The organism is Geodermatophilus sp. SYSU D01186 (genome assembly GCF_054050215.1).
Genome location: NZ_JBJGYW010000015.1, coordinates 86,319 through 105,089, shown reverse-complemented (window position 1 = coordinate 105,089; position 18,771 = coordinate 86,319). Strand labels below are relative to the sequence as shown.

Genomic DNA, 18,771 nt, shown 5'->3' with positions numbered 1-18,771 from the left:
GGAGACCAGCCTACGGGGACGCCGGACGCCGTCCTGCCCCCTGCTGCCGCTCGAAGGCCAGCCGCAGCCCGTGGACGGTGAGGTCGGGCTCGCGCTCGCCGATGGAGCTGCAGCTGTCGGCGACGAGCGGGGCCAGCCCGCCGGTGGCGACGACGACCGGGGCGGACCCGAACTGCGCGACCAGCTCCGCGGCGATCCGGGACACGAGCCCGTCGACCAGGCCGGCGAACCCGAGGACCAGCCCGGACTGCAGCGCGGCCACGGTGTTCTTGCCGATGGCGTGCGGCGGCACGGTGAGCTCGACCGACCGCAGCTGGGCCGCCCGGGTGGCCAGCGCCTCGAGGCTGACCTCGACGCCGGGCGCGAGCGCGCCGCCGAGGAACTGCCCGTCGGGGCCGACGGCGTCGACGTTGGTGGACGTGCCGAAGTCGACCACCACGACCGGCCGGGAGCCCCCGTCGGCGCCGCGGCCGAACAGCTCGTGCGCGGCCAGCGCGGTCACCACCCGGTCGGCGCCGACCTCGCGCGGGTTGTCCACGTGCAGCGGGACGCCGGTCCGGACGCCGGGGCCGATGAGGACCACCGGCACGTCGAGGGAGTCCAGGAGCTGGCGCAGCGCCGGCAGCAGCGCGGGGACCGTGGAGCAGGCGGCGACGCCGGTGACGACGGTGTCGCGCAGCAGGCCCCTCCAGAGCATGCCGAGCTCGTCGGACGTGGCCCGCGGTGCGGTGGTGACCCGCCAGCAGCCCACCCGCCGGTCGCCGTCGAAGGTGGCGAGGACGGTCTGGCTGTTGCCGACGTCGACGGTGAGCAGCACGGCTCAGGCCCGCAGGTCCAGCGCCAGGTCGAGGATCGGCGCCGAGTGCGTGAGCGCCCCCACCGACAGGTAGTCGACGCCGGTCTCCGCCACCTCGCGGGCCACTTCCAGCGTCAGCCCGCCGGTGGCCTCCAGCTCCGCCCGTCCGGCCACCAGGGCCACGACCTCGCGCAGGGCCGCGGGCGGCATGTTGTCGCAGAGCAGGAAGTCCGCGCCGGCCTCGACCGCCTCCACCGCCTGCGCGGACACGTCCACCTCCACCTGCACGGTCACCCCGGGCGCGCGCTCGCGGACGGCGGCGACGGCGGCGGCCACCGACCCGGCGGCGGCGACGTGGTTGTCCTTCACCATCGCCACGTCGTAGAGGCCCATCCGCTTGTTGGCGCCGCCGCCGCAGCGGACGGCGTACTTCTCCAGCGCCCGCAGCCCGGGCGTGGTCTTGCGGGTGTCGAGGACGACTGCGCCGGTGCCCTCGACAGCGTCCACCCAGCGGCGGGTGAGCGTGGCGATGCCGCTGGCCCGGCTGGCGATGTTGAGCGCGCTGCGCTCGGCGGCCAGCAACGCGCGCACCGGCCCGCGGACGGTCAGCAGGACGTCGCCGCGCGCCACCCGGTCGCCGTCGGAGGCCACCGCGGTGAGCGTCGCGCCGGGGGCCAGCCGGGTGAAGACCCGGGCGGCGACCGGCAGGCCCGCGACCACGCCGTCGGCGCGGGCGACCAGGTCGGCCGTGCCGAACTGGGTGGCGGGCACGGTCGCGGCGCTGGTGACGTCGTGGGCGACGGCGAGGTCGGGTTCGCTGGGCAGCGGGGCGCCGCCGGTGAGGTCCTCGGCGAGGGTGCGCTCGACCAGCTCGGCGACCCACGCCTCGGTCAGCCCGGTGCCGCTCAGGTCCCGGGCGTCGCTCACCACGGCTGCACCACCGGGGCGCCGACGGGGCGTCGGGTCACCGACAGGTGTCCGTGCGGATCGAGCCGGATGTCCAGGTGCACCCGCCAGGCCTCCTCGGTCTCAGGGTGGTCCTCCCGCCAGTGGCACCCGCGGGTCTCCTCGCGGGTGGCCGCCGCGGCGGTGACGGCGCTGGCGACGGTGAGCAGGTCGGTGGCCTCCCAGCTGTCCACGCCCGGTGCCACCCCGCTCAGCCCGGCGGCCAGCGCGGCCAGCCGGTCGGTCGCCTCGGCCAGGCCGGTGCCGCTGCGCAGCGCCCCGACCCGGGCCGACATCGTGTCGCTGACCTGCCGGCGTCCCGCGGGGTCCAGCAGGCCGGACGGCGCGGCCGCGGGGAACCGCACCGCCGCCGGCTCGGGCAGCCGGGCGGCCAGCTCGGCACCGATCCGGGCGGCGAACACCAGCCCCTCCAGCAGCGAGTTCGACGCCAGCCGGTTCGCCCCGTGGACGCCGGTGCAGGCCACCTCCCCGCAGGCGTAGAGGCCGGGCACCGTCGTCCGCCCGGCCAGGTCGGTGACCAGCCCGCCGGAGGCGTAGTGCGCCGCCGGGGTGACCGGGATGAGGTCGGTGGCCGGGTCGAGGCCGATGGCCCGGGAGCTCGCCGTGATGGTGGGGAACCGGCGGGCGACGTCGGGCACCGCGCGGGCGTCGAGCCACACGTTCGGAACACGGTCGCGCAGCTGGACACCGGTGATCGCCTTGGCCACGACGTCCCGGGGCGCGAGCTCGGCCAGCGGGTGGACCCCGACCATGAACCGCTCCCCCGCGCCGTCGCGGAGCACCGCCCCCTCGCCGCGCAGCGCCTCGCTGACCAGCGGCTGCTGGCCGCGCGCTCCCGGGCCGAGGTAGAGCGACGTGGGGTGGAACTGGACGAACTCGAGGTCGGTGGCGACCGCCCCGGCGCGCAGGCCGAGCGCGACGCCGTCGCCGGTGGAGACCGACGGGTTGGTGGTGGCGGCGTAGACCTGGCCCATGCCCCCGGTGGCGAGCACGACCGCGCGGGCGCGCACCGCACCGACGCCGTCGGCGCTGCCCTCGCCCAGCACGTGCAGGGTGACCCCCGCGGCGCGGCCGTCGGCGTCGGTCAGCAGGTCCAGCACCATCGCGTGCTCGACCAGGATGACCCCCGGGTCGGCGCGCACGGCGTCCTGCAGGGCGCGCTGCACCTCCGACCCGGTCGCGTCGCCGCCGGCGTGCACGATGCGGTCGGCGGAGTGCCCGCCCTCGCGGGTCAGCAGCAGCCGCCCGGAGGGGTCGCGGTCGAACGCCGCGCCCCAGTCCATCAGCTGGCGCAGCCGGTCCGGGCCCTCGTGCACGAGCGCGTCGACGGCGTCCGGCTCGCACAGGCCGACGCCGGCGACCTCGGTGTCCCGGGCGTGCGCCTCGGGGGTGTCGGCGGGGTCGAGGACGGCGGCGATCCCGCCCTGCGCCCAGCGGGTCGAGCCGGCGTCCACGCGGACCTTGGTGACGACGGCGACCGACAGCCCGGCGGCGCGGGCGTGCAGCGCGACGCACAGTCCGGCGATCCCGGAGCCGACGACGCAGACGTCGGCGGCGAGCTCCCAGCCGGGCGCCGGCGCGGCGAGCCGCAGTGGGAGCCCGGTGATCGAGTCGGCCGCCAGCGCGGTCACCGAACCGGCACGCCGAGGTCGCTGCGCTTCTGGTCGGCCGCGCCCGGCACCGGCGCCGACGGGTCGCCGCCGAGCTCGACGATGCGGTTGGCGCCGTCGACGTGCACGACCTTCGGGATGTGGCTCTTGGCCTCGGTCTCGTCCATCAGGCCATAGCTGATCATGATGACGAGGTCGCCGGGGTGGACCAGGTGCGCGGCCGCGCCGTTGATCCCGATCACACCGGTGCCCCGCTCGCCGGGGATGACGTAGGTCTCCAGGCGGGCGCCGTTGGTGATGTCGACGATGGCGACCTGCTCACCCGGCAGCAGGTCGGCGGCGTCGAGGAGGTCCTCGTCGATCGTCACCGACCCCACGTAGTGCAGGTCGGCCTGGGTGACCGTCGCCCGGTGGATCTTGGACTTGAGCATCGTGCGCATCATGACGGGTCCCCCAGTCGGACAGCGGTGTTGTCGAGGAGTCGTGTGGTGCCGGCGCGGGCAGCGACCAGCAGGCGGGCCGGACCGGCGGCGGGGGCCGGGCCGAGGTCGGGGTCGGTGAGCTCGAGGTAGTCCGGCACCAGCTCCGGGGCGGTGGCCAGCACCTCGCGGGCGGCGGTGAGGACGGCGTCGGCACCGTGCGGCCCGGCCGCGGCACCGGCACGCAGCGCCCGGGACAACGACGCGGCGGTGGCCCGCTGTTCCGGGCTGAGGTAGCGGTTGCGGGAGGACAGCGCCATGCCGTCGTCCTCCCGGACGGTCGGGACGCCGACGACCTCCGGGCCCAGGGCCAGCTCGCGGGCCATGGCGCGGATGAGCGTCAGCTGCTGGTAGTCCTTCTCGCCGAAGAACGCGAGGTCCGGCCGGGTCAGCCCGAACAGCTTGGCGACGACGGTCAGGACGCCGGCGAAGTGACCGGGCCGGACCGCGCCCTCGAGGACGCCGCCGAGCGCGCCCGGGTCGACGGTCACACCGAGCGCCGCGGGCGGGTAGACCTCCTCCACCGGCGGGTGGAAGACGACGTCGGCGCCCTCCTCGGCCAGCGCGGCGAGGTCGGCGTCCCACGTGCGGGGATAGCGGTCGAAGTCCTCCCCCGGACCGAACTGGGTCGGGTTGACGAAGACGGAGACGACGACGCTGCCGGCCCGCTCGCGGGCGGCGCGCACCAGCGTCCGGTGGCCCTCGTGCAGCGCGCCCATGGTCGGGACCAGCGCCACCGGGCCAGGCAGCTGCGCGCGCAGGCGGGCCAGCTCGGCGGTGGTCTCGGCGACGTGCGGGACGGTCACCGCGAGCTCATGGGGTCGCCGGCCTCGTACAGCAGGTCGAGCAGCGGTGCGCCCTCGTGGCGCTTGAGCCGCCCGGCGGCCAGGGCGCGCTCGGTGGTGCGCTGGGCCATGGCGACGTAGGCGGCCACGGTCTCCGGCGCCCGGTCGGTCAGCGTCTCGAGGTGGTCGCTGACGGTGCCGACGTCCCCCCGGCTGACCGGCCCGGTCAGGCCGCGGTCGCCGCGGCGCAGGCCGTTGTCGAGCGCCGCGGTGAGCAGCGGGGCCAGCACGCGGGCGGGCTCGGTCACGCCGGCGGTGCGGAGCAGGTCCGCGGCCTCGGCGACGAGGGTGACCAGGTGGTTGGCGCCGGTGACCAGCGCGGCGTGGTACAGCCGCCGGTCGGCCTCGGCGACGAAGAACGGCTCGCCGCCCATCTCCAGCACCAGCGTCTCGGCCACGGGGCGGTGCTCGGGGGCGCTGGTGACGCCGAACGGGGCGCCGGCGAGCCGGTCGGCGTCCTCGGCGGCGCCGGTGAAGGTCATCGCGGGGTGCAGCGCCAGGGGCAGGACGCCGGCCCGGGCCGCGGGGGCGAGGACCGCCAGCCCGTGCGCGCCGGAGGTGTGGAACGCGAGCTGACCGGCCCGCCAGACGCCGGTCTCGGCCAGGCCGGCGACGAGTCCGCCGAGGGTGTCGTCGGGGACGGCCAGGACGACGAGGTCGGCGGCGCGGACCACCTCGTCGGTGGGCAGCAGCGGCACGCCGGGCAGCAGCCGGGCGGCGCGCTCGGCGGAGGCGGCGGAGAGACCGGCGGCGGCGACCACGTCGTGGCCGGCGGCGGCGAGAGCGGCGCCCAGGACGGCGCCGACGCGTCCGGCGCCCACGACGCCGACGCGGAGACGGGCGGGAGCGGTGTCAGCCGGGAAGAGACCGGCAGCACGCGGGGTCCTGCGGGCAGCAGGCATCGGTGCACCTCTCGTTCCAGTCCCTCGCGGGTACCGGACTACAGGTCGTGGCCCCCTCCGTTGGAGGCCCTCGGGTCGTGCTGGTGGTGCGGGCCGGCGCCGGCCCCGCTGCGACCGGGTGTGTCACGCGGGTGGAACGCCGAAGGCGAGTGTGTGACCGGGAGACGGCCGGTGCAACGCCTGCGCCCTGTGCGGTGGGTCACCTACGGTGTGCGCCGGCACCCCGGACGACTGCAGGAGGAGACGCGTGGGCACCCTCGAGGGACGGACCGCACTGGTCACCGGCGCCAGCCGCGGCATCGGGCTGGCGATCGCCCGGAGCCTGGTCGACCGCGGCGCGCGCGTGGTGGTGACCGCCCGCAAGGCCGACGCCCTCACCGAGGCGGTCCACGACCTCGGCGGCCCCGACGTGGCCGTCGCCGTCGCCGGCAACGCCGCGGACCCCGAGCACCGGGCCGAGGCGGTGCGCACCGCCGTCGACACCTTCGGCGGCCTGGACATGCTGGTCGGCAACGTCGGGATCAACCCGCTCTACGGCCCGCTGGTCGACCTGCCGCTCGACGGGTTCCGCAAGATCCTCGACACCAACGTCGTCTCCACCCTCGGCCTGGTGCAGGAGGCCTGGCGGGCGTGGATGGCCGAGCACGGCGGCTCGGTCCTCGTCGTGGCGTCGGTGGCCGGGCTCAAGGCCTCGCCGATGATCGGCGCGTACGGCGTGAGCAAGGCCGCGCTGATCAACCTGGTCACCCAGCTGTCGGTGGAGCTCGGCCCGCGGGTGCGGGTGAACGCGGTCGCGCCGGCGGTGGTGCGCACGCGCTTCGCCACCGCCCTGTACGAGGGCCGGGAGGCCGAGGTGAGCGCGCAGTACCCGGTCGGCCGGCTCGGCGAGCCGGCCGACGTCGGGGAGGCGGCGGCCTACCTGCTGGGGGACGGCGCCGGCTGGGTCACCGGCCAGACGCTGGTCCTCGACGGCGGCGCGCTGTCGCGCGGCCCGGCCTGAAAGAGGACCCCCTCGCCCCCCACCACTCGCACGCTCGCGGCGGGGCCCTGCGCGGGGCCCGGAACGGGCGGGCCCGGCAGAGCCGGCGTCAGTTTCCGCCGAGGACCCGGGAGAGGACGTCGTCGCCGTCGCCGTCCTCGCGGTAGCGGCGCCGGCGGCGGCCTCCGGACGGCGGGGCGCCGTTCTCGGCGAGGATCTCCGCCAGCCGCGACGACCCCGTCTCCGGCTCCGCGGGTGCGGCCGGCGCCGCGGACCACGCGGGCGTCGAGCCGTCCGGCCGCAGGGCCGGACGCTGCTCGGTCGGCCGCTCCGCGGGCACCGGCGGCCGGCCGGGCGGCTCGTCGGTGGAACGGCGACGCCGCTCGGGTTCCGGCGCCTCCACCGGGGGGCGGGTCGGCTGCGGCCGGGGCGGGCCGGCCACCGCGACGTGCCGGGACCGGCGGGCGGAGTCGGCCTCCCCCGGCTCGACGAGGGCCCGCTCCGCCAGCCAGTCCAGCGGCGGCGGAGGCGGAGTCGCGGCGGAGGCGGCAGTCGGCTGCCCGGCACGCACGGCGTCGGTCCGCCGCGTCCGGCCGTCGCCGGGGAGGTCCTCCAGCCGCACGGCCGGACGGGCCGCGGTGAGCTCGGACACCGGCCCGGACCAGCCCGCGGCGTCGATCGTGCGGGTGGCCGGCGGCTCCGTCGTCCCGGGGACGGTGCGGGAGGACTGGGTGCGCAGCATGATCCGCTCGACGAGCATCTCCCCGGACAGCTGCTCGGTGAGCTCGGTGCGCAGTCGGCCGACGTCCGCACGCAGCTCGGTCAGCTGCGCGAGGTCGCCCCGGAGGTCGCCGAGCTGGGACAGCCCCGCACGCAGCTCCCCGAGTGCAGCGACGTCGCGGCGCAGCTCGGGGACCTGGGCCAGGTCCCGTCGCAGCGCGTCGAGCTCGGTGCGGATCGCCTGCTCGGTCCCGCGGCGCACGTCGTTCTCGGCCCGCAGCTCGACCTCCCGGCGCGCGGCGACCTCGCGCTCCAGTTCGAGCTCGTAGGCCAGCCGCAGCTCCGCCTCGCGCTCGGCGGCCGCGCGCTCCACCGCGGCCAGGTCCGGCCGGTCGGCCGGCTCGCCGCCGCCGGTCCGGCGGGAGCCCGCCAGCGCGGCGAGCACGAACGCCCAGGCCGCACCCACGACCGCCAGCCGCAGGACCTGCGGGTCGTCGGTGACGAAGACGACCACCGTGGCGGCGACGGCGAGCAGGAACCCGGCGGCCAGGCCGGCCGCGCGCAGGCCCGGGGGCGCCCCGGGGGAGCGACCGGTGCGCGCGTCGTCCCGGTCGGCCGGCATGGGCTCCAGGGTAACGGTGCGCAGGCCCCTGATCACATCATGAGAGGGCGCCGCACGGGTGGCCCCGTTCAGGGGCCACCCTGAGCGTGCGGAGGGTGGGGGGACGGGGTCCTCCTACTGGGCCAGGGCCCCGTCGGAGCTGAAGACCAGGCCGATCGAGACCTCGCCCTGCTGGATGGCGGCCTTGGTCAGCGGGCCACCGGCGTCCAGCTCGCGGAACTCGGCGAACTGCAGGCCGTAGGTCTCCTCCAGGCCCGGCTGGCAGAACGGCCGCTCGGGGCACTCGGCCGGGCCGCCCAGGACCAGCGAGCCGTCGCCGCAGGCGTCGGCCAGCTCCGAGAGCGTGGTGACGCCGAGGCCGTCGGCGAACTCCTGGGTGACGGCGAAGGCGTTCTGGTCGGCGGCCTCCGAGGGCTCTCCGAACACCAGCCCGACCTGCTCGGCCAGCGGCTGCAGCGCGGTCACCGTCGCCTGGGCGTCGCCGCTGGCCACCGGCTCGGCGTCGGCCCCGTTGACCTGGCGGTTGAGGAACTCGGTGACCGTCGACAGGTACTCGGGGAAGACCTGGATCTCCGAGCCGGAGATCAGCGCGGGCAGGTACAGCTCGCGGTTGCCGACCTCGCGCACGGAGGCGTCGAAGCCCGCGGCGCCCAGCACGTCGGCGTAGACGTTGGCCAGGACGGTGGACTCGGTGAAGTTCGCGCCGCCGACGGCGATCGTGCCGCTGCCCTGCTCCAGGCCGTCGGTCACGCCGCTGTCCTCGACCCAGCCCGCGGCGACGTCCTCGGCGCTCTGCCGGTCGACGTCGACCGCGGCGTTGAGCTCGATGAGGTCCTCGGTGCTCATGGCCGCGGAAACCGCGTTCAGCGCCGCCAGCAGCGCCGGGTTGGCCTGGGCCGTCGCGGCGTTGACGGCGGGGACGACGTTGTCGGCGTTCTGCAGCTCGCGGTCGTCCTCGAGCACCACGAGCTGGTCGCCGGCGACCGGGGCGCAGGCGTCGCCCGAGGCGGCGCTCCCGCTGCCGCCGCCCCCGCTGGTGCCCGACGAGCCGGACTCACCGCAGGCGGTGGCCGTGAGGAGCACCGCCGCGAGGGTGAGGGGAGGGAGGATCCGGGTACGGCTGCGCATGTCGCCCGCCTTCTGTGTCCCGTGCGGCCGACCGGCCGCGACGCGTGTCTGGCGGGAGGAGCCCCGCGACGGACATGCAACTCTGCCGCCCGCTCGGGGACCAACCCGCAGCGGCAGCTGTTGCCCGGTTGTTACGAAGCGGTCCTGGTCAGCCGCTCACAGCGGGACGCCGGACGCCGTCGGCTCCGGCTGCCCCGCCTGCCCCTGGCGGACGCCGAGCAGCGGCAGCCGGCGCGGCCCGGGGGTGACCGCCCAGGACAGCACCACCAGCACGAGCTCGGTGAGCAGGGCAAGCGCGGCCACGAGCACCGCCCCGGCGATGATCTGGCCGAGGTCCTGCTGGCCGAAGCCCAGGTTGATGACCCGGCCCAGCCCTCCCCCGCCGACCAGCGCGGCCAGGGTCGCGGTCGCGACCACCTGCACCGCCGCCGTCCGGACGCCGGTCATGACCAACGGCAGGGCGAGGGGGAACTCCACCCGGCGGAGCATCTGGCCGCCGCTCATGCCCATCGCACGGGCCGCCTCCTGGACGTCCCGGTCGACCTCGCGGAAGCCGACGAAGGTGTTGGTGAGCATCGGCGGGACGGCGAACACCGCGAGCGCCACGATCGTCGCGGCGTCGCTGAAGCCGATCGGGGTCACCGCGAAGACCGTGAGCAGGGCGAGGGTCGGCACCGCCCGGCTGACGTTGGAGAGCACGACGATGCCGCCGGCACCGCGCCCGCTGCGGCCCAGCAGGACGCCGGCCGGGAGGGCGACCACGGCCGCGGCCAGCACCGCGGCCGCCGAGACGGCGAGGTGCTGGACGAGCAGGTCGAGGATGCCGCCGCGGCGTGTCCAGTTCAGCGGGTCGTTGAGGTAGACGACGGCGTCGCCGAAGGCGCTCATGCGCGCGCCCTCGTCCACGGCGTCAGCGCTCGCTCCACCCCGGCGAGGAGCACGTCGGCCAGCAGGGCCAGGAGCACGCAGCCGACCGCGCCGGTCACGATCTCGGCGCGGTAGAAGTTGGCGTTGAACCCACCGACGATCAGCTGCCCCAGACCGCCGTTGCCGGTGATGACACCCACGGTGACCAGCGCGACGGTGGAGACCGTGGCGATCCGCAGCCCGGCCATGAACGCGGGCAGGGCCAGCGGCAGGTCGACCTGGAGGAACAGCCGGGCCGGGCCGTACCCCATCCCCCGGGCCGCCTCCCGGACGTCGTCCGGCACCGCCTGCAGCCCGGCGAGGAAGTTCCGCACCAGGATGACCAGCGTGTAGAGCGTCAGGCCGATGAGCACCGTCGTGGCCGACAGCCGCCCGGTCACCGGCGCCAGGAACGAGAACATCGCCAGCGACGGGATCGTGTAGACCACCGACGACAGCCCCAGCACCGGCCCCGACAGCAGGCGCGTGCGCCGGGCCAGCAGCGCCAGTGGCAGCGCGAGCAGCGCCCCCAGCAGCACCGCGCCGACCGTCAGCCTGACGTGCTGGCCGAGGTGGCCCACAATGGTGGACCAGTTGTCGGTCACGTACGACGGGTCGAACCAGGGGTTCGGCGCCCCGTCCGCCGCGAGCACCTGCGAACCCGGGTCGCCCGCCGCGCCCAGCAGGGGACGAGCACCCAGGGAGGCCACGTCGTGGACGCTACTGCCGCTCCGCCCGTCCCCACCACGGCACGCCCGGCGCCCACCGGGGACGGCGTCGCCCAGGAGATCCGCCTGGAGGGGGTCAGCAAGGTCTACCCGGACGGCACGGTCGCCGTCGCCGAGCTCGACCTGACCCTCGCCGCCGGGGAGCTGTCGGTGCTGGTCGGGCCGTCGGGCTGCGGCAAGACGACGACCATGAAGATGATCAACCGGATCATCGAGCCGTCGACCGGCCGCATCCTGATCGGCGGCGAGGACGTCACCCGCGCCGACGCCGACCGGCTGCGCCGCCGCATCGGCTACGTCATCCAGAGCGTGGGCCTGTTCCCGCACCAGACGGTGCGCACCAACGTCGGCACCGTCCCGCGCCTGCTGGGGTGGGACAAGCGGCGCACCCGCGACCGGGTGGACGAACTGCTGGCGACGGTCGGCCTCGACCCCGCCGTCCACGGGGACCGCTACCCCGCCCAGCTCTCCGGCGGGCAGCGGCAGCGGGCCGGGGTGGCCCGCGCCCTGGCCGCCGACCCCGCCGTCCTGCTGATGGACGAGCCGTTCTCCGCCGTCGACCCGGTGGTGCGCGAGCGGCTGCAGACGGAGTTCCTGCGGCTGCAGGAGACGGTGCGCAAGACGATCGTGTTCGTCACCCACGACATCGAGGAGGCGGTGCGGCTCGGCGACCGCATCGCGGTGATGAGCAGCGGCGGCCGGGTCGAGCAGTTCGCGCCGCCGGCCGAGCTGCTGGGGCGACCCGCCAACGACCGGGTGGCCGACTTCGTCGGCGCGGACCGCGGGCTCAAGCGGCTGGCGGTGACCGCCGTCGACGCCGCCGACCTGGAGCAGCCGCCGGTGCTGCGGGCCGACGACGGGCTGGCCGACGCCGGCGCGGTGCTGGACCGGGCCGGCGCCGCGTGGGCGGTGGTCCTGGACGGGGCGCGGCCGGCCGGGTGGCTGCCCGCCTCGCGGGCGGCCGGGGCCGGGCCCGTGGCCTCGGCGATGGCCCCGGGCGGGGACACGGTGCCGGTCGGCGCGCCGCTGAAGACGGCGCTGGCCACGATGCTGCAGTCCGACGCCGGCTGGGTCGCGGTCGTCGACGGCGACCGCTACCTGGGCGTCCTCACGCCCGGGTCCCTGCACGCGGCACTGCGCCGGTCGGTCGCGTCGTCGTCCTGACCGGCGGGTCTCAGCCGCGCGCCGCCGCGGGCGGTTCGTCGTCCTGACTCGACGGCGGGATGCGGCAGACCGACTCCAGCCACAGCGCCGCGCCGAGCAGGGCCGCCGCGCAGGCCACGCCGACCACGGCGGCGACGGTGTCCCCCGCCGCCGCCTCGAGCCGCGACACGGCCGGCGCCACGTGCGCGAGCACGCCCAGCCAGATGCCGACGAACGCCGCGCCCACGTAGGCGCTGGCCTGGGCGAGCACCGCGGCGCGGGCCACCAGCATCGGCTCGACGGGCCGCACCGGGGGTGCGGTGCCCCGCTCGGCCGGTGGACGGCGGTCGCGCTGGGCGGCCAGGCGGGCCCGCAGGGTGCGGGCGCCGAGCAGCTCCGCCACGGCCAGGACGGCCAGCGGCACCGGCAGCCACCAGCTCAGCCCGGGCAGCGACCCGTACGCCGTCCGCACCACCAGCCAGGTCGCGACGGCCAGGCCGGCGGCCAGGACGGCGAGGTCCCGCCGGGACACCGGCCTCACTGGAGGTGGTCCCAGCGGACGACGGCCGCGACGTCCTCGGGCGGCAGCGCGGCCAGCAGGTCGGCGACGCGCCCGTGGCCGGGGAGCTCCGCCGCGGGGTCCAGGCTCAGCCACGGCACGAGGACGAACGCCCGCTCGTGCGCGCGCGGGTGCGGCAGCGTGAGCACCGGGTCGTCCGAGAGCACCGGCTGCCCGTCGTCCCCGGTGACCGTGACGACGTCGACGTCGAGGGTGCGCGCGCCCCATCGCACCTCCCGCGTGCGCCCGGCGGCCTGCTCCAGCTCGGCGGCGCGGGCCAGCCACCCGGCGGCGTCCCGGTCGCCGCGCACCACGACGACCGCGTTGAGGTACGGGGGCTGCTCGACCGGCCCCCACGGCGGCGTCTCGTACAGCGTCGAGCGGGCGACGAGCACGCCGTCGTCCGCCAGCGCGGTGATGGCGCCGCGCAGCGCGGCGGCGCGGTCGCCGAGGTTGGCGCCGAGGGAGAGGACGGCGCGGCTCATGCCCGCTTCTCGCGGCGGATGCTCACGCTGACGTCGTCGAAGGGCACGCCCAGGTCGGCGTCGGGCTTGTGCACGGTGATCTCGACGGCGTCGACGAGCGCGGACGCGAGGCAGACGTCGGCCAGGCGCTGGGCGAGGGTCTCCAGCAGGTCCACCGGCTCCCCGGTGAGGACGGCGTGCAGCTGCTGGGCCAGCTCGGCGTAGTTGACCGTCTTCTCGAGGTCGTCACCGGCCGCGGCGGGGGCGGTGTCGAGCTCGAGGACGGCGTCGACGCGGAAGGTCTGGCCCCTCTCCCGTTCCCAGTCGTAGACGCCGTGGTGGGCGTGCGCGGTGATGCCGTGGACGGCGATGCGGTCGGGGCGGCGGGGCGGGTGGTCACTGGCCACGGGTGCTCCCCTCACGGCGGGCGGCCTGGACGGCGGCGACGGTGCGGACGGCGTCGGCGGAGGCGGCCGCGTCGTGCACCCGCACCCCCCAGGCACCGGCCTCGGCCGCGAGCACGGTGGTGGCCAGGGTGGCGGCGTCCCGCTGCTCGGCGGGCCGCACGGTGCCCTCGGCGTCGGCCAGCAGCCGGCCGAGGAAGGTCTTGCGGGAGGCGCCGACCAGCACCGGGAGGCCGAGGCCGACGATGCGGTCGAGGCCGGCGAGCAGCCGCCAGTTGTGCTCGGCCCGCTTGGCGAAGCCCAGCCCGGGGTCGAGGACCAGCTGCTCGGGCGCCACGCCTGCGGCGACGACGTCCTCCACGCGGGCGGTGAGCTCCGCGCAGACCTCGGTGACGACGTCCCCGTAGCGGGCCGCGGCGTACATCTCCCGGCTGTGCCCGCGCCAGTGCATGAGCACCCAGGGCACGCCGGCGTCGGCGACCAGCCGGGCCATGCCGGTGTCGGCCAGCCCGCCGCTCACGTCGTTGACCAGGGTGGCGCCGGCGCCCAGCGCGGCCTCCGCGACCTCGGCGCGCGTGGTGTCGACGCTGACCCGCACCCCGGCGTCGGCGAGCTCCCGGATGACGGGCAGCACCCGGCGGCACTCCTCGTCGGTGTCCACCCGGTCGGCGCCGGGGCGGGTGGACTCCCCGCCGACGTCGACGTAGTCGGCACCGGCGGCGTGCATGGCCAGTCCGTGCGCGACCGCCGAGTGTGCGTCGGCGAAGCAGCCACCGTCGGAGAACGAGTCGGGCGTGACGTTCAGGACCCCCATGACCACGCAGTGGCCGGGGCGGGGCAGCTCGAGGGCGGTCACCGCCCCAGCACGAGGCTCATCGCCTCGCTGCGGGTGGCCGGGTTGTCGCGGAAGATCCCGCGGACGGCGGAGGTGACCGTCGTCGAGCCGGGCTTGCGGATACCGCGCATCGCCATGCACAGGTGCTCGGCCTCGATGACGACCAGCACCCCGCGCGGCTTGAGGACCTCGGCCAGCGCGTCGGCGATCTGGCTGGTCATCCGCTCCTGCACCTGCGGGCGGCGGGCGTAGACCTCCACCAGCCGCGCCAGCTTCGACAGGCCGGTCACCCGGCCGTCGTCGCCGGGGATGTAGCCGATGTGCGCGACGCCGTGGAAGGGCACCAGGTGGTGCTCGCAGGTCGAGTACATCGGGATGTCCTTGACCAGGACCATCTCGTCGTGGTCCTCGTCGAACGTGGTCGCGAGGACGTCGGCGGGGTCCTGCCACAGGCCGGCGAAGGTCTCCGCGTAGGCGCGGGCGACCCGGCCCGGGGTGTCCTTCAGCCCGGGCCGGTCCGGGTCCTCCCCGACGGCGATGAGCAGCTCACGGACGGCGGCCTCGGCCCGCTCCTGGTCGACGCCGGAGTTCGGCGGTCGCCGCAGGAGCAGATCGTCCGGCTCCGCCGGGACCTCGCTCACGCCGCCACCCCGCCGGCGCCCGTCGACCGCGTCCGTGGCGCCACGAGCTCACTCACCGCTGCACCGGTGCGCCGACGTCACCGACCGCCGTGGAGCCGCCGCCGATCCGGCCGCTGCCGTTCTGCGCCGCCCGCTCGGCGGGGGTCAGCACCGGCGGCTGGTCCGAGGGCGTCCGCTTGCCGAAGCCGTTGTACGGCGCCAGCGAGGGCCGCTTGGTGACCGGCTCGCAGATGCGGGCCATGTCCTCCTTGGAGAGGGTCTCCTTCTCCATCAGCTCCAGCACGAGCTGGTCGAGGACCCCCCGGTACTCCACCAGGATCTCCCAGGCCTCGTCGTGGGCGGCCTCGATGAGCGCGCGGATCTCGGCGTCGATGTCCGCGGCGACGGCGTCGGAGTAGTCCGGCCGGGTGTGCATGTCCCGGCCGAGGAACGGCTCGGACTCGTTGCTGCCGTACTTGACCGCGCCCAGCTTGGCGCTCATGCCGTACTGGGTGACCATCGCGCGGGCCAGCGAGGTGGCCTTCTCGATGTCGTTGCCCGCGCCGGTGGTCGGCTCGTGGAAGACCAGCTCCTCGGCGGCCCGCCCGCCCAGGGCGTAGGCGAGGGTGTCGATCATCTCCGACCGGGTCTGCGTGTACTTGTCCTCGGTCGGCAGCACGAGCGTGTGCCCCAGCGAGCGGCCGCGCGGCAGGATCGTCACCTTGTGCACCGGGTCCAGGTTGGGCAGCGCGTGCGCCACGAGGGCGTGCCCGCCCTCGTGGTAGGCGGTGACCTTCTTCTCCTTCTCGCTCATCGCCCGCGTCTTGCGCTCGGGGCCGGCGATGACGCGGTCGATCGCCTCCTCGAGGGTGGCGTCGGTGATGACCGTGCCGTTGTTGCGGGCGGTGAGCAGCGCGCCCTCGTTGAGCACGTTGGCGAGGTCGGCGCCGGTGAAGCCGGGGGTGCGGCGGGCGACGGTCTCCAGGTCGACGTCCGGCGCGAGCGGCTTGCCCTTGGCGTGGACGGAGAGGATCGCCTTGCGGCCCTCGAGGTCGGGGCGGTCGACGGCGATCTGCCGGTCGAAGCGGCCCGGGCGCAGCAGGGCGGGGTCGAGGATGTCGGGCCGGTTGGTGGCGGCGATCATGATGACGCCGCCCTTGACGTCGAAGCCGTCCATCTCGACGAGCATCTGGTTGAGCGTCTGCTCGCGCTCGTCGTGGCCGCCGCCCATGCCGGCGCCCCGGTGCCGGCCGACGGCGTCGATCTCGTCGACGAAGATGATCGCCGGCGCGTTCTGCTTGGCCTGCTCGAACAGGTCGCGGACGCGGCTGGCGCCCACACCGACGAACATCTCGACGAAGTCCGAGCCGGAGATCGAGAAGAACGGCACCCCGGCCTCACCGGCGACGGCGCGGGCGAGCAGCGTCTTGCCGGTGCCGGGCGGGCCGAACAGCAGCACGCCCTTGGGGATCTTGGCGCCCACGGCCTGGAACTTGACCGGGTTGGCGAGGAAGTCCTTGATCTCGTGCAGTTCCTCGATCGCCTCGTCGGCGCCGGCGACGTCGGCGAAGGTCGTCTTCGGGGTGTCCTTGCTGACCACCTTGGCCTTGGACTTGCCGAAGGCCATGACGCCGCGGCCGCCGCCCTGCATGGAGTTGAACAGCCAGAACAGCAGCAGCAGGAGGATCACGAACGGCAGGAAGCTGATCAGGATGCTGACCAGGACGTTGTCCTGCGTGACGTTGGTGTTGAAGTCGACGCCGCCCCCGTCGCCGTTCAGGCCGGAGACCAGGTCGAAGATGTCGTCCGACGCGCCGATCGGGTAGGACGCGGTGATCTTGTCGCTGCCGTCGACCGCGTTGGTCAGGTCGAGGTCGAGCGTCTGTTCCTTGTCGTTGATCGTGACCGACTCGACGTTGCCGCCGGTGATCTGCTCCAGCGCGGTCGCGGTGCTGACCTCCTGGTAGCCACCGTTGCCGCGGAACAGCGAGGAGAACGCCAACGCCAGGAGGACGACGAGGACGACCCAGAACCACACGGAGCGGAAGATCTTCTTACGTTCCATACACCGATGCCGGGCGGCCGGGGGTCCGGCCTGGCCCGTCCACCCTCCTGATCGTCCGCGGGGACGCTTCGGCGACCCGGGCGGGCACCCCGGCGCTCGTGCAGCGTCGTTGCGATCGACGGTACACCGGGGACCCTGGACGACAGCTGTGCGCGAGCCGCGAAGCGCCTGCACGTCCCCCCGTCGGGGAAGCCGCCGTCAGCGGACACCGCAGCGGCTCAGCGCAGCCCGGGACGGCCGTGGCCACGGCCCTACGGGTGCCGGGACGGCACCCGGGCCGGGGTGGACCGGTCGCGGGGGCCCGGAGGGTTCCCCGACCGGGACACGGGCAGGGGCTCAGCGCCGGCCGGGGACGGCCGCTGGCCGCGGTGCGGTCCGGTAGGACCGCGGTGTCACTGGTACACCTCGGGGCGCAGCGTGGCGATGTAGGGCAGGTCGCGGTAACGCTCGGCGTAGTCCAGGCCGTAGCCGACGACGAACTCGTTCGGGATGTCGAAGCCGATGTAGCGGACCGGCACCTCGACCTTCACCGCGTCGGGCTTGCGCAGCAGGGCGCACACCTCGAGGGACGCCGGCCGGCGGCTGCCGAGGTTCTTGAGCAGCCAGGAGAGGGTCAGCCCGGAGTCGATGATGTCCTCGATCACCAGGACGTGCTTGTCGCTGATGTCCCGGTCGAGGTCCTTGAGGATGCGGACGACGCCGGAGGAGCTGGTGGCCGAGCCGTAGGACGACACGGCCATGAACTCCATCTGGGTGGGCAGGTGCAGCGCCCGCGCGAAGTCGCTCATGAAGAGCACCGCACCCTTGAGGACGCCGACCAGCAGGACCTCCTTGCCGGCGTAGTCCTCGGCGATCCGGGCGGCCAGCTCGGCGATCTTGGCCTGGATCTGCTCCTCGCTGAGGAGCACGTGGTCGATGTCGGGGCCGTAGCCGTGGTGGTTGCCCAGCTCTGCGGTGCCGCTGGCCTGCTCACTCACGTGTCGCGCTCCTCAGGTGGTGCGGATCAGGAGCCCCGCGCATCCGGGGGCAGGACCACGAGCCTGCCAGACGCCCGGACCACCCCCGCACCGCCCGGTAGGTCGATCCGGCCCTGCCCGCGCCACCGGGTGAGCAGGGCGTCGACGGCGGCGAGGTGCACCGCCTGGAGGTCCGGCACGCCCGCGCCGCGCAGCCAGCCCCGGAGCACGCGGCGCCGGAGGGCGGGGGGCAGAGCGGCGAGGTCGCGGGCCGGAACGGGGTCGGCGGGGGGTGACTCGGCGCCGGCCAGCCGGGACAGCTCGGCGGCGGCCAGGTCGTCGAGGGCGTCGAGGTCCTCCCGCAGCATCGCCGCGGTGCGGGCGAGGGCGGGCGCGACGCCGCCCCCGAGCACCTCCTCCAGCAGCGGCAGCACCTCGGTGCGCAGCCGCACGCGCGTGTACGCCGGGTCGGCGTTCCACGGGTCCTCCCACACCGGCAGCCCCTGGTCGGCGCAGGCGGCGCGGGTGGTCTCCCGGCGCACGCCGAGCAGCGGCCGCCACCAGTGCCCGCGGTGCTCGACCATCCCCGCGACGCTGCGCGGCCCCGAGCCGCGGCCCAGCCCGAGCAGCACGGTCTCGGCCTGGTCGTCGAGGGTGTGGCCGAGGGCCACGCGGGCACCGCCGCGCGCCGCGACCTCGGCGAGCGCGGCGTACCGGGCGGCGCGGGCCGCGCCCTCGGGACCGCCGTCCGCACCGACGCGCACCGGGACGACGGAGACCGGGTCCAGGCCCAGGCCGCGCAGCAGCCCGGCGGTGGCCTCGGCGCGGGCGGCCGACCCGGGCTGCAGCCCGTGGTCGACGGTCACCGCCCCGGCGGGGACGCCGGCGCGCGGGGCCTCGAACGCCACGGCCGCGGCCAGGGCGAGGGAGTCCGCTCCCCCGCTGACGGCGACCAGCACCGGGGCCGTCGACGACGTCAGGCCGGGACGCACCGCGCTGCGGATCCGGGCGACCGCCGGCGGCGGGCCGGACACCGCTACCCCT

20 protein-coding genes are annotated in these 18,771 nt (G+C 75.8%); 2 read left to right on the top strand and 18 right to left on the bottom strand.

The annotated features are described in order from the left end of the window. Positions 1-10: 10 nt before the first annotated feature. Genes ACI784_RS13075 through ACI784_RS13050 form a run of 6 tightly spaced genes read right to left on the bottom strand, consistent with a single transcriptional unit; the run spans position 11 to position 5,598 of the window. The gene (locus ACI784_RS13075; protein WP_456921506.1) at positions 11-817 is read right to left on the bottom strand and encodes a type III pantothenate kinase; all 807 of its coding nucleotides are present in this window, start codon (positions 815-817) and stop codon (positions 11-13) included. Between the two features lie 3 nt (positions 818-820). Further along, positions 821-1,723, bottom strand: coding sequence for a carboxylating nicotinate-nucleotide diphosphorylase (nadC, locus tag ACI784_RS13070; protein WP_457013773.1), 903 nt, complete (start codon positions 1,721-1,723; stop codon positions 821-823). Beyond that, positions 1,720-3,393 carry an L-aspartate oxidase gene (locus ACI784_RS13065; RefSeq protein WP_457013772.1) on the bottom strand — a complete coding sequence of 558 codons (1,674 nt, stop codon included), beginning with the start codon at positions 3,391-3,393 and terminating at the stop codon, positions 1,720-1,722. Before ACI784_RS13065 ends, nadC begins: the two co-directional genes overlap by 4 nt. Then, positions 3,390-3,803 (bottom strand): aspartate 1-decarboxylase, encoded by a 414-nt coding sequence (gene panD / locus ACI784_RS13060; protein ID WP_457013771.1) that lies wholly within the window; start codon positions 3,801-3,803, stop codon positions 3,390-3,392. The genes ACI784_RS13065 and panD overlap by 4 nt, the downstream gene beginning before the upstream one ends. Positions 3,804-3,811: 8 nt before the next feature. Continuing rightward, positions 3,812-4,657: a pantoate--beta-alanine ligase gene (panC, locus tag ACI784_RS13055; protein ID WP_457013770.1), complete on the bottom strand. Its 846-nt coding sequence runs from the start codon at positions 4,655-4,657 to the stop codon at positions 3,812-3,814. Beyond that, complete coding sequence (locus ACI784_RS13050) at positions 4,654-5,598, bottom strand: Rossmann-like and DUF2520 domain-containing protein (protein ID WP_456921500.1); 945 nt, start codon at positions 5,596-5,598, stop codon at positions 4,654-4,656. The genes panC and ACI784_RS13050 overlap by 4 nt, the downstream gene beginning before the upstream one ends. A gap of 247 nt (positions 5,599-5,845) precedes the next feature. On the opposite strand from ACI784_RS13050, the gene ACI784_RS13045 reads away from it, so the two are divergent. After that, a complete protein-coding gene (locus ACI784_RS13045; protein WP_456921499.1) occupies positions 5,846-6,598 on the top strand; it encodes an SDR family oxidoreductase in 753 nt (250 codons plus the stop codon). An 88-nt stretch (positions 6,599-6,686) separates the two neighbouring features. Here the strand turns inward: ACI784_RS13045 and ACI784_RS13040 are convergent, their stop codons facing one another. From ACI784_RS13040 to ACI784_RS13025, 4 genes are all read right to left on the bottom strand, one after another. Next, complete coding sequence (locus ACI784_RS13040) at positions 6,687-7,919, bottom strand: DUF6779 domain-containing protein (RefSeq protein ID WP_457013769.1); 1,233 nt, start codon at positions 7,917-7,919, stop codon at positions 6,687-6,689. Between the two features lie 114 nt (positions 7,920-8,033). Continuing rightward, the gene (locus ACI784_RS13035) at positions 8,034-9,047 is read right to left on the bottom strand and encodes a glycine betaine ABC transporter substrate-binding protein (RefSeq protein ID WP_457013768.1); all 1,014 of its coding nucleotides are present in this window, start codon (positions 9,045-9,047) and stop codon (positions 8,034-8,036) included. Positions 9,048-9,203: 156 nt separating this feature from the next. After that, entirely contained in the window at positions 9,204-9,935 is a 732-nt protein-coding gene (locus tag ACI784_RS13030) for an ABC transporter permease (RefSeq protein WP_456921496.1), read from the bottom strand. Continuing rightward, on the bottom strand, positions 9,932-10,663 hold the full coding sequence (locus ACI784_RS13025) for an ABC transporter permease (RefSeq protein WP_457013767.1): 732 nt from the start codon (positions 10,661-10,663) through the stop codon (positions 9,932-9,934). Before ACI784_RS13025 ends, ACI784_RS13030 begins: the two co-directional genes overlap by 4 nt. 3 nt (positions 10,664-10,666) lie before the next feature. On the opposite strand from ACI784_RS13025, the gene ACI784_RS13020 reads away from it, so the two are divergent. After that, positions 10,667-11,845: an ABC transporter ATP-binding protein gene (locus ACI784_RS13020; protein WP_457013766.1), complete on the top strand. Its 1,179-nt coding sequence runs from the start codon at positions 10,667-10,669 to the stop codon at positions 11,843-11,845. 10 nt (positions 11,846-11,855) lie between these two features. On the opposite strand, the gene ACI784_RS13015 is transcribed toward ACI784_RS13020, so the two are convergent. The 8 genes from ACI784_RS13015 to tilS form a co-directional block, all read right to left on the bottom strand. Beyond that, a complete protein-coding gene (locus ACI784_RS13015; RefSeq protein WP_456921493.1) occupies positions 11,856-12,356 on the bottom strand; it encodes a DUF3180 domain-containing protein in 501 nt (166 codons plus the stop codon). 5 nt (positions 12,357-12,361) lie between these two features. After that, positions 12,362-12,868 carry a 2-amino-4-hydroxy-6-hydroxymethyldihydropteridine diphosphokinase gene (gene folK / locus ACI784_RS13010; protein WP_457013765.1) on the bottom strand — a complete coding sequence of 169 codons (507 nt, stop codon included), beginning with the start codon at positions 12,866-12,868 and terminating at the stop codon, positions 12,362-12,364. After that, complete coding sequence (gene folB, locus ACI784_RS13005) at positions 12,865-13,254, bottom strand: dihydroneopterin aldolase (protein ID WP_456921491.1); 390 nt, start codon at positions 13,252-13,254, stop codon at positions 12,865-12,867. Before folB ends, folK begins: the two co-directional genes overlap by 4 nt. Beyond that, positions 13,244-14,107 carry a dihydropteroate synthase gene (gene folP, locus ACI784_RS13000; protein WP_456921490.1) on the bottom strand — a complete coding sequence of 288 codons (864 nt, stop codon included), beginning with the start codon at positions 14,105-14,107 and terminating at the stop codon, positions 13,244-13,246. Before folP ends, folB begins: the two co-directional genes overlap by 11 nt. Next, positions 14,104-14,727, bottom strand: a complete 624-nt coding sequence (folE, locus tag ACI784_RS12995) for a GTP cyclohydrolase I FolE (RefSeq protein ID WP_456921489.1) — start codon at positions 14,725-14,727, stop codon at positions 14,104-14,106. Before folE ends, folP begins: the two co-directional genes overlap by 4 nt. A 52-nt stretch (positions 14,728-14,779) precedes the next feature. After that, positions 14,780-16,771: an ATP-dependent zinc metalloprotease FtsH gene (gene ftsH, locus ACI784_RS12990; protein ID WP_456921488.1), complete on the bottom strand. Its 1,992-nt coding sequence runs from the start codon at positions 16,769-16,771 to the stop codon at positions 14,780-14,782. 392 nt (positions 16,772-17,163) lie between these two features. After that, positions 17,164-17,748 (bottom strand): hypoxanthine phosphoribosyltransferase, encoded by a 585-nt coding sequence (gene hpt / locus ACI784_RS12985; protein ID WP_457013764.1) that lies wholly within the window; start codon positions 17,746-17,748, stop codon positions 17,164-17,166. Between the two features lie 26 nt (positions 17,749-17,774). Further along, entirely contained in the window at positions 17,775-18,761 is a 987-nt protein-coding gene (gene tilS, locus ACI784_RS12980) for a tRNA lysidine(34) synthetase TilS (protein WP_457013763.1), read from the bottom strand. Positions 18,762-18,771: the final 10 nt, after the last annotated feature.

Bases quoted from the DNA above. Each gene is read 5' to 3' on its own strand.
- ACI784_RS13040 (WP_457013769.1), bottom strand. From the start codon at position 7,919: ATGCCGGCCGACCGGGACGACGCGCGCACCGGTCGCTCCCCCGGGGCG.
- ACI784_RS13050 (WP_456921500.1), bottom strand. From the start codon at position 5,598: ATGCCTGCTGCCCGCAGGACCCCGCGTGCTGCCGGTCTCTTCCCGGCT.
- ACI784_RS13030 (WP_456921496.1), bottom strand. From the start codon at position 9,935: ATGAGCGCCTTCGGCGACGCCGTCGTCTACCTCAACGACCCGCTGAAC.
- ftsH (WP_456921488.1), bottom strand. From the start codon at position 16,771: ATGGAACGTAAGAAGATCTTCCGCTCCGTGTGGTTCTGGGTCGTCCTC.
- folK (WP_457013765.1), bottom strand. From the start codon at position 12,868: ATGAGCCGCGCCGTCCTCTCCCTCGGCGCCAACCTCGGCGACCGCGCC.
- panD (WP_457013771.1), bottom strand. From the start codon at position 3,803: ATGCTCAAGTCCAAGATCCACCGGGCGACGGTCACCCAGGCCGACCTG.
- ACI784_RS13035 (WP_457013768.1), bottom strand. From the start codon at position 9,047: ATGCGCAGCCGTACCCGGATCCTCCCTCCCCTCACCCTCGCGGCGGTG.